Genomic DNA, 14,440 nt, shown 5'->3' with positions numbered 1-14,440 from the left:
TGTTGCCTGCAACCCCGCTTCAGAGTGCAATACCCACCGGTTTAACCCCCCACGTCCGAGTCCTCCCGTGAGCCAGCTTTTCTCCCCCGTTTCCTTTGGGCCGCTGCAGCTGTCCAACCGCATCGTCATCGCCCCCATGTGCCAGTACTCCTGCGTGGACGGCCAGGCCAACGACTGGCACCGCCAGCACCTGGGCCAGTTATCCCAGTCCGGTGCCGGCCTGCTGATCCTGGAAGCGACCGCCGTGCTGCCCGAAGGCCGCATCAGCTGGGCTGACCTCGGCCTGTGGGACGACGCCACCGAAGCCGCGCTTGCCGGGGTGGTCACCTCGGTGAAGCGCTGGTCGCCGATGCCGCTGGGCGTGCAGCTGGCCCATGCCGGCCGTAAAGCCTCCTCGGCGCGGCCGTGGGAAGGCGGTGGCGGCCTGCCGGCCACCGACCCGAATGGCTGGACCACCGTGGCTCCTTCGGCACTGCCGTTCAACGACCATCCGAAACCGGAAGCCCTGGACCAGGCCGGCATCGACGCCATCGTCGACGCCTTCGTCGTCGCCGCCCAGCGCGCCGAACGCATTGGCCTGGACCTGATCGAACTGCATGCCGCGCACGGCTACCTGCTGCACCAGTTCCTGTCGCCGTTGAGCAACCAGCGCGACGACGAGTACGGCGGCTCGCTGCAGAACCGCATGCGCCTGCTCATCCGCGTGTTCGACGCCGTGCGCGAAGCCGTGTCCGAGCGCATCTCGGTCGGCGTGCGGATTTCCGCCAGCGACTGGGTCAGCGGTGGCTGGGACATCGAACAGACCACCACGCTGGCGCAGATCCTCGACCTGCGTGGCTGCAACTTCCTGCACGTCTCCAGCGGTGGCCTCGACCCGCGCCAGAAGATTCCGCTGGAACCGGGCTACCAGGTGCCGTTCGCGCAGGCGATCAAGGCCGCCAAGGTGCGCATGCCGGTCATCGCCGTCGGTCTGATCACTGACCCGTCGCAGGCCGAATCGATCCTGCGCCACGGTCACGCCGATGCCGTCGCGCTGGCGCGCGGCATCCTCTACGATCCGCGCTGGCCGTGGCATGCTGCGGCCGCACTTGGCGACAGCATTACCCCGGCCCCGCAGTACCTGCGCTGCGAGCCACGCGAAGCGCGCGGCGTGTTCGCCGCACCCGGCAAGTAACGCCGGGCCCACCTGTAGAGCCGGGCTCTGCCCTGCTCTTCGCTCGATACGCGCCTCAACCGCCGCCGACCCGCCACGCCTCCGGCAGCCCCTCCACCACGTGCTCCATCAGCACCCGCACCTTGGGCGTCAGGTCACGGCGATCACTCACGCACAGGTACAGGCGCATCGGTTCGGGCGAGGTGTGTGCATCATCATCGGAGGCGAACAGCACCTGCAGGTTGCCGCGCACCAGCCAGGGTGCGGCCACGAATGCAGCCAGTCGGGCGATCCCGCCGCCGGCCGCGGCCATCGCGGCCAGTGCGTCGATGTCGTCGCTGACCAGCGCCGGGTTCAAGTCCGCATCAAAAAGCTGTCCGTCGCGGACGAAGCCCCAACGCAGGTGGCGACCATCCACCGGATAGCGGAATACCAAACAGCGGTGATCGCCCAGATCTTCTGGAGTCTCGGGCACGCCCGCCTGGGCCAGGTACACCGGTGACGCACACACCACGAACGGCACCTGCGCCAAGGGGCGCGCGACCAGGCCCTCTTCCAGCTGCGGGTCGATGCGGATGCTGACGTCCACCTCCTCATGCGCGTGGTCCACGCTGCGGTCTGAGAGCAGCAGCTCGATGTCCAGGCCCGGATGGCGTGCCTGCAGCGAGGGCAGCAGCGGTGCGAGAACATGGCGGCCGAACGCGGCGGTGCTGGCAATGCGCAGCCGGCCGTCCGGCTCTGCTTCCGGATCGGTCACCGCGTCCTGCGCGCGTTGCAGGTCGTCCTCGACGTGCCGCACCTTGGCCAGGTACAGCGAACCGCGCTCGGTCAGCACCAGCCGGCGGGTAGTGCGGTTGAACAGGCGCACGCCCAGGTGGGTTTCCAGCCGGGCGATGTTCTGGCCAACAGCGGCGGAGCTGATACCCAGCGTGCGCGCGGCCGCGGCCAGGCTGCCGGCGTCGGCGGTGCGGATGAAGCTGCGGATGCAGTGGAGAATGTTCATGATGCCGCTATTGTCGCTGCTTATCCGAAAGTTTTGCTTTGGGCTGTGCAAAGTGGGCGCGATCTACCGTCCCTGTACAGGGCTGCATATCGTGCTGGTCCCGCAACCGCTGGGTTGCCTGCGAACTGGGACTTCCCTCATGAATGCATCTTCCGTTGCTGTGCGAAGCCGTTGGAAACTCACGCCGCGCGCCACGCCATTCGTCTTTGCGTTCTTCATGGCATCGATCATGGCCATGCTGATGTGCCTGGTGATCACCGCCGCCAATGCCGGTATCAACGCCGACTACCCGATGCGGGTGCTGGGTGCCTACCAGCTGGCCATGCCGACCGCGTTCTGTTGTGTTCTGGTGGTGCGCCCGCTGGTGACGCGGCTGGTGGCCCTGACGGTACATCCGTAGAGCCGGGCTTGCCCGGCTGCTTTTCGCGGCCAACCCGCTTCCCTTGTAGAGCCGGGGTTGCCCGGCTGTTGTTCGCGCGCAAAATGCAGCCGGGCAAGCCCGGCTCTACATAGGCCGTCGCACATCCACGCATCGCCGGTAGCGCCAACCACCCCAAAGGTTGCATCTGACAGCATCCCCGCCAGCGCTTGGCCGCGCCGGTTAAACTCAAACCATGCGCCCCGATTCCATCCTCACCCTGTCATGCCCGGACCGTACCGGGATCGTCTACCGCGTCTCCGGTCTGCTGTTCGAGCAGGGCTGCAACATCATCGACGCCCAGCAGTTCGGCGATGACGAAAGCGGCCGCTTCTTCCTGCGCGTGCACTTCGACCGCGACGCCGCCCAGCCGATCGAGACCATCCAGGCCCGCATGGCCGGGCTGGCGGCGGACTTCCAGATGGACTGGAAACTGCACGACGCGCGGCGCAAGGCGCGCTTGCTGGTGCTGGTGAGCAAACAGGGTCACTGCCTGAACGACCTGCTGTTCCGGGCGCACAGCCGCCAGCTGCAGGTGGATATTGCCGCCGTGGCCTCCAACCATGAGGACTTTGGTGCACTGGCCACCTCCTACGGCATCCCGTTCCACCATCTGCCGGTGAACGCGGACAACCGCGCCGTGCAGGAACAGCAGATCATCGATCTGGTCGAGCGCGAGAACATCGACCTGGTGGTGCTGGCGCGCTACATGCAGATCCTCTCGCCGCGCCTGTGCGAAGCACTGGCCGGCCGCGCGATCAACATCCATCACAGCTTCCTGCCCAGCTTCAAGGGTGCACAGCCGTACCATCAGGCCCACGCACGCGGGGTCAAGATCATCGGCGCGACCGCGCACTATGTCACTTCCGACCTCGACGAGGGCCCGATCATCGAGCAGGACGTCGCCCGGGTCGATCACGCCATGACCCCGCGCGATCTGGTGCGCCTCGGCAGTGACACCGAATCGCAGGTGCTGGCACGCGCCGTGCGCCGCCACGTCGAGCATCGCATCATCCTCAACGGCCACCGCACCGTCGTGTTCCGGTAATGTCCGGCACAACCATGCCACTCCGGATTTGACGTGCTTCACCCGTACTGGACCGAATTCCTCACCCTCGCCGTCGTTCACCTGCTCGCCGTCATCGCCCCCGGCCCCGACTTCGCGGTGGCCGTCCGGCAGACGGTGCGCTTCGGTCGCCGAACCGGCATCTACACCGCGCTGGGCATCGGAGCCGGGATGTCGGTGCATCTTATCTACACCCTGATCGGCGTCGCCGCATTGTTGAACACCACGCCGTGGCTGATGAAGGCAGCCCGGTGGATCGGTGCCGCTTACATCCTCTACCTGGGAATCCGCTTCCTGCTGAGCAGGCCCGGCACCGACAGCAGCGTTGTGGAAGCGGGCGCACCCGTTGCGGCCACACAATCCGCAGGACGGTCGTTCGCGATCGGCTTCATGACCAACGCCACCAACCCCAAGGCCACGCTGTTCTTCCTGGCGGCCTTCACCACGCTGGTCAGCGCGCAGACGCCGCTGGCGGTGCAGGCCCTTTATGGCCTGTGGATGAGCGTGGTCAATGCCACCTGGTTCGTGCTGGTCAGCGTGGCACTGTCAGCGGCGGCAGTGCGGCAGCGGTTCCTGCGCGTGAGTCATTGGTTCGAGCGGCTGATGGGAGCGTTGCTGATCGGATTTGCGATACGTCTGGTTCTGGTCGCCTGATGTCGTTGCATGTCCGCGGGTCACGACCAACGGTCGTGACCTACCGGGCGACTCGCTTCGACCGGTAGGTATCGACCGTTGGTCGATACGGAACCATCAACGCACCTGAATCCCCGCCGCCAACAACGCATCGCGCGTAGCCGCATCGTTGTCCTCACTCACCGCCCGGGTCAGCTCCCACAGATACCCCACACGGAACCCCGCTGCCACCGCATCCTGCGCCGTCCACAGCACGCAGTAATCCCGCGCCAGCCCGCACACATGTACCTCGGCAATGCCTCGCTCGCGCAGCCAGCCCGCCAGACCCGTGGCCGGGCGGGTGCCATCCGGACCGAAGTTCTCCTGGAAGGCGCTGTAGGAATCCACCTGCCGGCGCGTGCCTTTGCGCAGGATAAGATCGGCCGCGTTCCAGTTCACGCCTGTATGCAGTGCTGCCCCGGGCGTGCCCTGCACGCAGTGGTCCGGCCACAGGGTCTGCGGGTGGCCATGCAGGGTGACCTGCTCGAACGGCACATGCCCCGGATGCTGGCTGGCAAACGAGGCGTGGTCGGCCGGGTGCCAGTCCTGGGTGGCCACCACGGTGTGATAGCGCCGCTGGGCCAGCAGTTCGGCAATGCCGGGCACGATGGCGTCGCCGTCCCCGCAGGCCAGCGCACCGCCCGGCATGAAATCCGGTTGCAGATCAACCACGATCAGGGCGACATCAACGGGGAAGCGGTTCATGGCGGCAGTCACGGGCGCGGGGGAAGGACAGTTTATCCCAGGCCACGACGGGTCATTCGTTCGTGGTTCCATCCCCGTAGTACAGCAGCCCGATCTCGATCTTCCCGCGCCCGGACGCCTGCCGGTGCAGGTTGGTATCCCGCAGCGAGTACACGCAGCCGCAGTACTCCTGCTGGTAGAACTGCTCGCGCTTGCTGATCTCCACCATCCGTGCCGCGCCGCCGCCTTTGCGCCAGTTGTAGTCCCAGTACTGGATGCCCGGGTAGTGCGCTGCGGCACGATGCCCACAGTCGTTGATCTGGTTCATGTCCTTCCAGCGCGAAATGCCCAGCGAACTGCTGATCACCGGGAAGCCATGCTCATGCGCATACAACGCCGTGCGCACGAAGCGCATGTCAAAGCACATCGTGCAGCGGATGCCACGCTCGGGCTCATGCTCCATGCCCCGCGCCCGGGCGAACCACTCACGGGTGTCGTAGTCCGCATCCACAAACGGCACGTTGTGCTTCTCCGCAAAACGGATGTTCTCTTCCTTGCGCAGCTGGTACTCGCGCGACGGATGGATGTTGGGGTTGTAGAAGAAGATGGTGTAGTCGATCCCGGAAGCGGTGATCGCCTCCATCACTTCGCCCGAGCACGGCGCACAGCACGAATGCAGCAATAGTTTGGTGTGGCCATCGGGCAGGGCAAGGGTGGGGCGTACAAAGTCGTTCATGGCAGTTCCAATGTGCCCAGCGCCGGCAACGGCGGAGCTGGGCACGATATGCAGCAGGGAAGGTCAGGCCGCGTTGGCGTCGGCGTATTCGTCACGTAGTTGCCGGGCAGCCGCTACCAGCGCCTCCAGCGCCGGGCGTGTTTCCACCCAGCCACGGGTTTTCAACCCACAGTCCGGGTTCACCCAGATCTGCTCCGGCCGCAGCACCTCGGCGGCCTTGCGCAGCAGCGCCACCATCTCCTCCTTGTCCGGTACGCGTGGCGAGTGGATGTCGTATACGCCTGGCCCGATTTCGTTCGGATACTGGAAGCGCACGAACGCGTCCAGCAGCTCCATGCGTGAGCGCGAGGTCTCGATGGAAATCACATCGGCGTCCATCGCTGCCACCGAATGGATGATGTCGTTGAACTCGGAATAGCACATGTGGGTGTGGATCTGGGTGGCATCACGCACGCCGCTGGCGGTTATGCGGAACGCTTCCACTGCCCAGTCCAGATACTCACGCCACTGCGCGCGGCGTAGTGGGAGGCCTTCGCGGATTGCGGGCTCATCAATCTGGATCACGCCGATACCCGCCGCTTCCATGTCCAGCACCTCATCGCGCAGCGCCAGGGCGATCTGCCGGCAGGTGTCGGCACGCGCCTGGTCATCGCGCACGAAGCTCCACTGCAGCACCGTCACCGGTCCGGTCAGCATGCCCTTCATCGGGCGCTCGGTCAGCGACTGCGCATACTGCGACCAGCGCACCGTCATCGGCTGTGGCCGGCTGACATCGCCGAAGATCACTGGCGGCTTCACACAGCGCGAGCCATAGCTCTGCACCCAGCCGTTCTTGGTGAAGGCAAATCCTTCCAGCTGTTCGCCGAAGTACTCCACCATGTCGTTGCGCTCGAACTCGCCGTGTACCAGCACGTCCAGCCCGATCTGCTCCTGCGCGCGCACGCAGTGCTCGGTCTGGGTCGCGAGGAAGGTATTGTAGTCGGCGTCGGACAGTTTGCCGGACTTGTTGCGGGCACGTGCTTCGCGCACCTCAAGCGTCTGCGGGAACGAGCCGATCGTGGTGGTAGGGAACAGTGGCAGATTCAATGCGGCGGCCTGGGCCAGATGGCGCTGCGGGTAGGGGCTGTGCCGCTGCGAATCTGCGGCAGTGATAGCACCCAGGCGTTCGGCAACCGCTGAGTTGTGCACGCGCGGCGAGCGACGGCGCGCTTCCAGCCGTTCGCGGGCCGCCGCCAGCGGCCTCTCGGCCACGGCCGGGTTGTCGATGGCATTGGCCAGCAGCCGCAGTTCCTCCAGCTTCTGCTTCGAGAACGCCAGCCAGCCCCGCAGCTCGTCATCCAGCTTGGTTTCGTGCGCCAGATCAACCGGGCTGTGCAGCAGCGAACACGATGGAGCCAGCCACAGATGGTCGCCCCCGACGTGACCGTGCGCGTAACGCGCCAGCAGAAGCGCGTTATCCAGATGGGTGCGCCAGATATTGCGGCCGTTGACCACACCGGCAGAAAGGACACGTCCGGCCGGCAGTGCCTTGATCACCGCGTCCAGCTGTTCCGGTGCACGCACCAGGTCCACATGCAGGCCGTCCACCGGCAATGAAGCGGCCAGCGCCAGGTTGTCGTCCAGCGCACCGAAGTAGGTGGCCACCAGCACCTTGGGGCGGGGGGCCGCAGCCAGCACTTCGTATGCATGGACGAAGGCCACGCGGATGGCATCGTCCAGGTCCTGCACCAGCACGGGCTCGTCCAGCTGCACCCACGCAGCGCCCGCTGCCCGCAGCTGGCCCAGCAGCTCCACGTATACCGGCAGCAGCGCGTCCAGCAGGTCCAATGCAGGGCTGCCGTCGGTGGTCTTGGACAGCAGCAGGAACGTCACCGGGCCAATCAGCACCGGGCGCGTCTCAATCCCCAGGCCCTGCGCCTGCCGGTACTCGGCCAGCGGCTTGTTGCCGCGCAGGGCAAAGCCCTGGCCGGCCTGTAGTTCCGGCACCAGGTAGTGGTAGTTGGTGTCGAACCACTTGGTCATTTCCAGCGCGTGCAGGTCATGCCCGTCGCGCTGCAGGCCGCGGGCCATCGCAAAGTAACCGGCCAGTGGATCCGCGTCGGCCAGGGCGCGGTAGCGGGCCGGAATGGCGTCGAACAGGAAGGCGGCATCCAGCACTTGGTCATACAGACTGAAGTCGTTGCTGGTCGGCACATCCACACCAGCGTCGTGCTGCAGCCGCCAGTGCGTGGCGCGCAGCGTCGCGGCGGTGTCCAGCAGCGACTGCGCGCTGTTCTGGCCGGACCAGAACGCTTCCAGCGCACGCTTCAGCTCGCGCTTGGCCCCGATGCGGGGGAAACCCAGATTGGTAACCGTAGTCATGAAAGATGTCCTCATTGCTTGGCGGCATTGAGGAACGAAGGAACCGTGCAGCGACCACGCCCTTGCGGCCATGTGCGCTTCACCAGCGACCTTCGCCCCCGCGGGCGAACCGGATGCCGTGAAGCGGACGCACGGGCACAACGCCACGCGTGCAGCATGGCGGCAGGCCCCGGCAACCTCCCCGCGGACGTTCCAGGTCGAAGCAGAAAGCGGTCGTGCTTTCTGGCCGGGGCCGGTATTCGGGCTGATGGACACGGGCCGGCAGGCCCACCTAATGCCCGCCGCTTCCCAGGCGCGAAGCCCAGTGCTGTGTGGCGGGGGTCGTTTCCATTCACCGCTGCGGGGCAGCTCCGGAATGAGCGCAGAGCGCTTTCACCGGATTCCCGTTTAATTTCATCCCTTCATCTGCATGAAGAGATAAACACCTTCGGCCCGCACAAGGTAGACCTCGGGCGGGCGAAGGTCAAGAACGGCCTGCGGCCTCAAACGCGGGTGCGGTCGGCGCGGCTGCGGATCATGGCAAATGTCTCGTCGACCCGCAGATCGCCATTCTCCCAGACCGTGACCATCGCGTCTTCATGTCCGGCGGGCAGGGCACCATCACTGAGCGGCACCGTATTCAGGCGGCCATCCTCCCGGTTGCGCACCAGTTGCAGACGTCCTCGCTTGCTTTGCTTGCCGATGTCGGTCACCGGATCCTTGTACACGTCGATCCATTCGCCGTTCACGCGTGCCGCCGAGCACTTCAGCGCGAACTTCTGGGTGTCGCGGTCCAGCCGCTGCAGCAGGGCACCACCCATGCCGAACGCCACGTTGTCGGCGGCGTAGCCGGCGTCGGTGATGCGCTGCAGGATCGCGCGGATCGTATCCGGGTTGATGCCGTCGCCCTGGATCACCCGTACGTGGTTGAGTACGCGATAGCCCTTGCCATTGACGGTGTGACCGAAGGCCTCGTCCAGCAATGCCAGGCTGTCGGCAACTACCTCCACCGGGTCGCCCGAGTCGGGACGGATGACAAGCGTGGCCCCCGAGGCGATCACCTCATTGCGTAGCGTGGTGCCCCAGTGCTCGCGGATCGCGTGGTAGATGTCGTAGCTGTCCGACACCACCGCCACGATCGCGCCGGGCTTGCCGAACTGCTTCAGCATGTTGCGATAGGCGTCCACTTCACGCTCGCGGCCCCAGCTGGTGATGGTGCTGTGCTCGGCGGCCGGAATCGAGTAGCCGGCCATCGGCTCGTGATAGTGCGCACGTGCCAGGCACAGCGCCGACACGGTGTCGGTGCCCAGGAAGTTGACCAGGTGCGCGGCACCACCCAGCGCCGCCGATTGCAGGCTCGACACGCCGCGCGCACCAAAGTCGTGCAGCTTGAATGGCAGTTGGCCTTCCGGATCGTCACTGGTCAGTTCCAGAAAGCCGCGAATGGTCTGCTTGGCGTGCCAGCTGATCGTGGCCACGGTCACCGGATACCACACCCGCAGCAGCAGCGTTTCCAGGTACGAAGGCACCCAGTACGCCCGCGGGTCGGTCGATTCGACCGTCATCAGTGCCTGGTGGGTGGGCACCACGGTGCCTTCGGGGACGGCGCGGATGCGCACCGGCAGATGCCCGCCGAGGCGGTCGACGATGTCGCGCCAGCCGGCTTCATTGAACGGCTCGCCGTGCGCGGCGAACAAATCGCGCGCCTCGTCGATGTCAGCGTGGGTGACCGGACGGGCAAGCGCGTCTTTCAGGATCGACTGCAGTCCAAAGAACACGGTGCGATCGTGCAGGCCGCCGCGCGATTCCACATAGAAGAACGTGGCATCGGTACCCTGCGGGTACTGCAGCCAGTGGCTGGCCTTGTAGCTGTCGGTATTGAGGAGAAGATTATCGAGGTAATGCATGACGGGAAGCTCCTTCGCGTCGAGTGGCACCGGCGGTCTATCCACCGGTGATGGAACCAGGTCGGGCTCAGCCGCGACCCAGGAAATACTCCAGAATGTGCAGGTGGTCTTCGTACAGGCGCGGGCCCATGTCCAGCGCTTCGCTCACCGGAACCCAGCGCGCCTTGTCGGCATCGTCGCCGCCGCGCACCGCCGGCAGTTCACCGGCCGGGAACTCGAAGTGGAAGGCGTGGGTGATGGTGCGACCGCGCTGGCTGCGCTCGGGGTGGTCGAACACCTGCTGGCCCTTCAGCGAGCCTTTCAGCACGGGAAGCGGCAGCTTCAGCCGGGTTTCCTCGCGCAGTTCACGCAGGCAGCTGTCCAGCAGGGTCTGGTCCTGGCCGACGAATCCACCCGGCAGCGCCCACAGGCCCTTGCCCGGTTCCGATCGGCGGCGCACCAGCAGCACGTGGCCCGAGTGCACCACCACCGCATCGGTGGTGACGAAGGTGGGCGCGTACGGCGCGTCTTTCCACGCCGCCTTGTACTGTTCGATGAAGCGGTACTCGGCGACCAGCTGATCGTACGCGGGCGAGCTTTTGCGGAACGCCTCCAGCATGTCGTACACGGGGGCCGGCACATTGCCGCGCAGCATCAGCAGGGCACCGTGGAAATCCACGTCGCCGGCTTCAAACAGGTAGCGACGCAGTTCGGTGGCCGACAGCGTGGCCGTGTGCTGCACATCCACCAGCGGCCATTGCGGGAACTCGCGCAGGTAGTAGCTGGATGCATCCTTGTCCATGCCGACCAGGCCAACCTTGGCAGTGCTGTCGGCACCGTCGGCACGCAGCGCCTCGGCCACGTTGCGCTGCACGCCAGCAATCCACTGTGCTTCGTTGTACAGGTGGTCGCGCAGCGGCTGGATGATCAGGCGATCGGTGTTGCCATCGAGGGCGGCCTGGATCATCACGGCGCGTTCGGCCACCGTCCAGGGATTGCGCAGGCTGCGGGGAGTATCGGCAGAGCCAACCAGGAAGATCAGCTTGCGGGCCCGGCTCAGGGCCAGGCGGGCAACGGCGGCATGGCCGTTGTGGAAGGGCTCGAAACGCCCGATGAAGACGAGGTAGTCGAATTCCATGAGAATCCCTCATGTCGTTGTGAGTGCCGCGGGTCTGTCCCTTGGCTTGAACGCAATGCTACGCCTCCTGTTCAGGACGTCAAGCGCCGGCCAACGGACCGAGGTAGCGCTGCCACAGATGGTTGACCAGTTGCAGGCGTGGGTCGTATCGACGCTTGCACGCCACAAGTTGGGGCCACTGCGGGTAGGCGCGCTGGAACTGGTCCAGCGTGGCATGCGGCCGGTAGGGCAGGTAGTAACGCCCGCCGCACAGCAAGGCCGCGTCGATCAGTGCACGTGTCCATTCCGCGGCACGATCATCGGACCACGGCAGTCTTCGCTGCTTGTGGTACAGCACAAAGCAGAACACGTCTTCGCGCGCCCACGACATCACGGCCAACGGATCCGCCGGTGCGTGACGAATCGAAACGTTCAATGCGTTGACGCGATGTGCCTTCAGTATGCTCGCCAACATCCGCGCGAAGGTGCGGAAGTGCGCCACTGGAATGAAATACTCCTGCAGAAGATACGTGGACATGCTGCGTGTGCGCGGCTCCAGCGCGGCCACGTCCAGGCTGGCTTCCAGATTGCGGCGAACCACCCGGGGCTCGCGCAGGGTTTTTTCCACCATAAGTTGCTCGCGCAGCTGCGCACCGCCGGGCAGTTCCGACACCGCCCAGATCAGATTCTGCTCGGTACCGTAGTGCGCCCCGACCGGCACCAGCCGCGCCGTATCGGTCAACGCGGCGTCCGTGCGATACCAGGTCACCGCCAGCGGTGCATTGAAATCCGGCGGCATCAGGTCGGCGTTGTGCATGATTGCGCGTGGGTCGGCCAGTACGTGTTCGCCGAACCAGTCAACGTACGCATCCAGCGACAGGCGCTGGGTGCTACGGGCCATGGCCACGTCGTCGACGACGTCCAGTTCCATCTCGGTGATGACCCCCAGCAGACCGTAGCCGCCCAGCGCGGCGCGGAACAGGTCGCTGTTGTGGGTGCGCGAGGCCTCCAGCACTTCTCCGGAGCGCAGCACGATCTGCAGGGCACGCACGGTGCCGGCGATGCTGCCGCTTCCCACGTAACGTCCGTGGCAGTTGACCGACACCGAGCCGCCCACGCTGAAGTTGCTGAAGCTCTGCATCACCTTCACTGCCAATCCGTGGCGGTCCAGCTGCTCCTGCAGCGCCCGCCAGCGCATGCCGGACTGCACCCGCACCACCTTGCCGGGTACGTCCAGGAACACCAGCCGGTTGCAGGTGCTCATGCCCAGCTGCACGGCCTGCGCCGCACTGGTCTGCCCGCCCATGCTGAAGCGCGCGCCGGCCACGCAGACGGTCCCGGTATGGCGCTCCAAGGTGGCGGACACGTCAGCGGTATGGCGGATCGGTACCACCGCGGCCACATCGGTGGGTTCCAGCTGGCTGATGTCATTCACCGTTGGCGTAGCCTGACGTGCGCAGGCCCCCAGCAATGCCGCGGTGCTGCAGCTGGCAATGAAGCGGCGTCGAGAGGTCATCAGCCTTCCTGGCAATGCGAGGTGTGGCCGATTGTGCCTGTTCAGTGAGCCAGGCGCGACGCGGGGCCTGCAAGCGCCGACGATTGCAGGCACCATACGGTTCCTGCTTCGTACGTGATCCCTGCATGACTGTCGTACCTGCCTTCCTCCGCCGTACTTCCCTTGTCACCCGCATCGTCATCGGCCTGCTGCTGGGCATCGTGGTGGGGGTGGCACATCCACCCACCGCACTGGCGCTCGGTCTGCTGGGTGAGGTGTTCATCAGCGCGCTGAAAGCAGTCGCGCCGGTCCTTGTGCTGGTGCTGGTGGTGGCCTCCATCGCCGGTCACCGCGGCGGCGGCACGCACATGCGGCCGGTGCTGATGCTGTACCTGCTGGCCACCGTGGCCGCGTCACTGGTCGGCGTATCCGCCAGCTTCCTGTTCCCGACCACGCTGGTACTGAAAGCGGCCGACACCGCCGCCCAGACTGCCCCCAGCGGTATTGGCGCGGTGCTGCACACGCTGCTGCTGCAGATCGTGGACAACCCGGTCAATGCGCTGGTCAAGGCCAACTACATCGGGGTACTGGCCTGGGGCGTGGGGCTCGGCCTCGTACTGCGGCATGCCGGCGAGGCCACCCGCGCCATGCTGGCGGACGTCTCTGCGGCCTTTACCCGCGTGGTGCAGTGGGTGATCTTGCTGGCTCCCATCGGCGTGTTCGGCATTGTCGCCTCCACCATTGCCGGGGCCGGGCTGGGCGCGCTGGCCGACTACGCGCGTCTGCTGGCGGTGCTGCTGGGGGCGATGCTGGCGGTGGCGCTGCTGGCCAACCCGCTGATCGTGTTCCTGGTCACCCGCCGCAATCCCTACCCGCTGGTGCTGACCTGCCTGCGCGAAAGCGGCATCACCGCCTTCTTCACCCGCTCGTCTGCCGCCAACATCCCGGTCAATCTGACCCTGTGCAAGCGCCTGGGCCTGCATGAGGGCACCTACTCGGTGGCCATTCCGCTGGGGGCCACGATCAACATGGCCGGTGCGGCGATCACCATTTCCGTGCTCACGCTGGCGGCGGTGCATACCTTGGGCATCCAGGTCGACCTGCCGACCGCGCTGCTGCTGAGCGTGGTGGCTGCCATCGGGGCGTGCGGGGCCTCCGGCGTGCCGGGTGGCTCGCTGCTGCTGGTGCCGCTGGCGTGCGGACTGTTCGGCATTGAAGACAGCGTCGCCATGCAGGTGGTGGCGGTGGGCTTCGTGGTCGGCGTGGTCCAGGATTCGGCGGAAACCGCGCTGAATTCCTCGTCCGACGTGGTGTTTACCGCTGCGGCCTGCGCACGCGCCGAGCGCATCGCTGCATCGAGCCGGTCAGCCGGGTGACGCTCTGCCAGCGCATGTAGTTCAGCCCCGGCTCGCCCGAACATGTCCTGGCAGTAGAGCAGGGTGCTGAGTGGCGTGGTGTCGCACACCAGCCACCGATGGGCCGTTGCCGCCAGGTCTACGAGGTCACCAGACGTCAGGGACGACTCAACTGAACAGCGTGATCCGTGTCCGGCGTCTCAAGCCGTGAGAGACGCTTTCGTCATACTGGGCCTATAGCGTCAAACCCAGCCGCTACCAGCGCGGCAATGACAGGCAAGTCACACCCATCCAGGGACGGCCACAGGCGCATCCAGGCGTCGCAGGCAGCGGGGGCAGTGTGGTGGCAGACAAGTATTGCGATCTGGTCATGAAGGGCGGTATCACCAGCGGCATCGTGTATCCCAACGCGGTGCTGTCGCTGGCGCGCGAGTACCGCTTCAAGAACATTGGCGGCACTTCGGCCGGCGCGATTGCCGCCGCGGTGGCGGCGGCTGCCGCGATGGGCGACCGGC

General features: G+C 66.0%; 13 protein-coding genes and 1 riboswitch. Of the genes, 6 read left to right on the top strand and 7 right to left on the bottom strand.

Going from position 1 to position 14,440, the window contains the following annotated elements:
- Positions 1 to 67: 67 nt before the first annotated feature.
- The gene (locus EGJ34_RS05970; protein WP_125359586.1) at positions 68 to 1,174 is read left to right on the top strand and encodes an NADH:flavin oxidoreductase/NADH oxidase; all 1,107 of its coding nucleotides are present in this window, start codon (positions 68 to 70) and stop codon (positions 1,172 to 1,174) included.
- Between the two features lie 55 nt (positions 1,175 to 1,229).
- Here the strand turns inward: EGJ34_RS05970 and EGJ34_RS05965 are convergent, their stop codons facing one another.
- A complete protein-coding gene (locus EGJ34_RS05965; protein WP_125359585.1) occupies positions 1,230 to 2,156 on the bottom strand; it encodes a LysR family transcriptional regulator in 927 nt (308 codons plus the stop codon).
- Positions 2,157 to 2,295: 139 nt separating this feature from the next.
- On the opposite strand from EGJ34_RS05965, the gene EGJ34_RS05960 reads away from it, so the two are divergent.
- The 3 genes from EGJ34_RS05960 to EGJ34_RS05950 all read left to right on the top strand — a co-directional run bounded on the left by EGJ34_RS05960 (position 2,296) and on the right by EGJ34_RS05950 (position 4,294).
- A complete protein-coding gene (locus EGJ34_RS05960) occupies positions 2,296 to 2,556 on the top strand; it encodes a DUF2798 domain-containing protein (RefSeq protein WP_125359584.1) in 261 nt (86 codons plus the stop codon).
- 214 nt (positions 2,557 to 2,770) lie between these two features.
- On the top strand, positions 2,771 to 3,622 hold the full coding sequence (gene purU / locus EGJ34_RS05955) for a formyltetrahydrofolate deformylase (RefSeq protein ID WP_125359583.1): 852 nt from the start codon (positions 2,771 to 2,773) through the stop codon (positions 3,620 to 3,622).
- 33 nt (positions 3,623 to 3,655) lie between these two features.
- A complete protein-coding gene (locus tag EGJ34_RS05950) occupies positions 3,656 to 4,294 on the top strand; it encodes a LysE family transporter (RefSeq protein ID WP_125359582.1) in 639 nt (212 codons plus the stop codon).
- Between the two features lie 96 nt (positions 4,295 to 4,390).
- Here EGJ34_RS05950 and pncA read toward each other — a convergent pair whose 3' ends face one another.
- From pncA to EGJ34_RS05920, 6 genes are all read right to left on the bottom strand, one after another.
- The gene (gene pncA / locus EGJ34_RS05945; protein WP_125359581.1) at positions 4,391 to 5,017 is read right to left on the bottom strand and encodes a bifunctional nicotinamidase/pyrazinamidase; all 627 of its coding nucleotides are present in this window, start codon (positions 5,015 to 5,017) and stop codon (positions 4,391 to 4,393) included.
- A 52-nt stretch (positions 5,018 to 5,069) separates the two neighbouring features.
- The gene (locus EGJ34_RS05940) at positions 5,070 to 5,732 is read right to left on the bottom strand and encodes an epoxyqueuosine reductase QueH (RefSeq protein ID WP_125359580.1); all 663 of its coding nucleotides are present in this window, start codon (positions 5,730 to 5,732) and stop codon (positions 5,070 to 5,072) included.
- A gap of 63 nt (positions 5,733 to 5,795) precedes the next feature.
- Complete coding sequence (gene metE, locus EGJ34_RS05935; RefSeq protein ID WP_125359579.1) at positions 5,796 to 8,093, bottom strand: 5-methyltetrahydropteroyltriglutamate--homocysteine S-methyltransferase; 2,298 nt, start codon at positions 8,091 to 8,093, stop codon at positions 5,796 to 5,798.
- A 212-nt stretch (positions 8,094 to 8,305) separates the two neighbouring features.
- Positions 8,306 to 8,537: riboswitch (cobalamin riboswitch) on the bottom strand.
- Positions 8,538 to 8,575: 38 nt separating this feature from the next.
- Entirely contained in the window at positions 8,576 to 9,979 is a 1,404-nt protein-coding gene (locus EGJ34_RS05930) for a nicotinate phosphoribosyltransferase (protein ID WP_125359578.1), read from the bottom strand.
- 67 nt (positions 9,980 to 10,046) lie between these two features.
- On the bottom strand, positions 10,047 to 11,102 hold the full coding sequence (locus EGJ34_RS05925) for a bifunctional nicotinamide-nucleotide adenylyltransferase/Nudix hydroxylase (RefSeq protein ID WP_125359577.1): 1,056 nt from the start codon (positions 11,100 to 11,102) through the stop codon (positions 10,047 to 10,049).
- 73 nt (positions 11,103 to 11,175) lie between these two features.
- Positions 11,176 to 12,591, bottom strand: a complete 1,416-nt coding sequence (locus EGJ34_RS05920; protein WP_125359576.1) for an FAD-binding oxidoreductase — start codon at positions 12,589 to 12,591, stop codon at positions 11,176 to 11,178.
- Between the two features lie 125 nt (positions 12,592 to 12,716).
- Between EGJ34_RS05920 and sstT the strand changes: the two genes are divergently transcribed.
- Complete coding sequence (gene sstT / locus EGJ34_RS05915; RefSeq protein WP_125359575.1) at positions 12,717 to 13,946, top strand: serine/threonine transporter SstT; 1,230 nt, start codon at positions 12,717 to 12,719, stop codon at positions 13,944 to 13,946.
- 349 nt (positions 13,947 to 14,295) lie between these two features.
- Positions 14,296 to 14,440, top strand: a 145-nt coding sequence (locus EGJ34_RS05905; protein WP_148100476.1) for a patatin-like phospholipase family protein, incomplete at its 3' end; no start/stop codon positions are given.

The sequence above is a fragment of the Stenotrophomonas sp. 278 genome (genome assembly GCF_003935715.1).
Taxonomy (GTDB): Bacteria; Pseudomonadota; Gammaproteobacteria; order Xanthomonadales; family Xanthomonadaceae; genus Stenotrophomonas; species Stenotrophomonas maltophilia_AH.
This window is presented reverse-complemented; position numbering and strand designations above follow the sequence as displayed.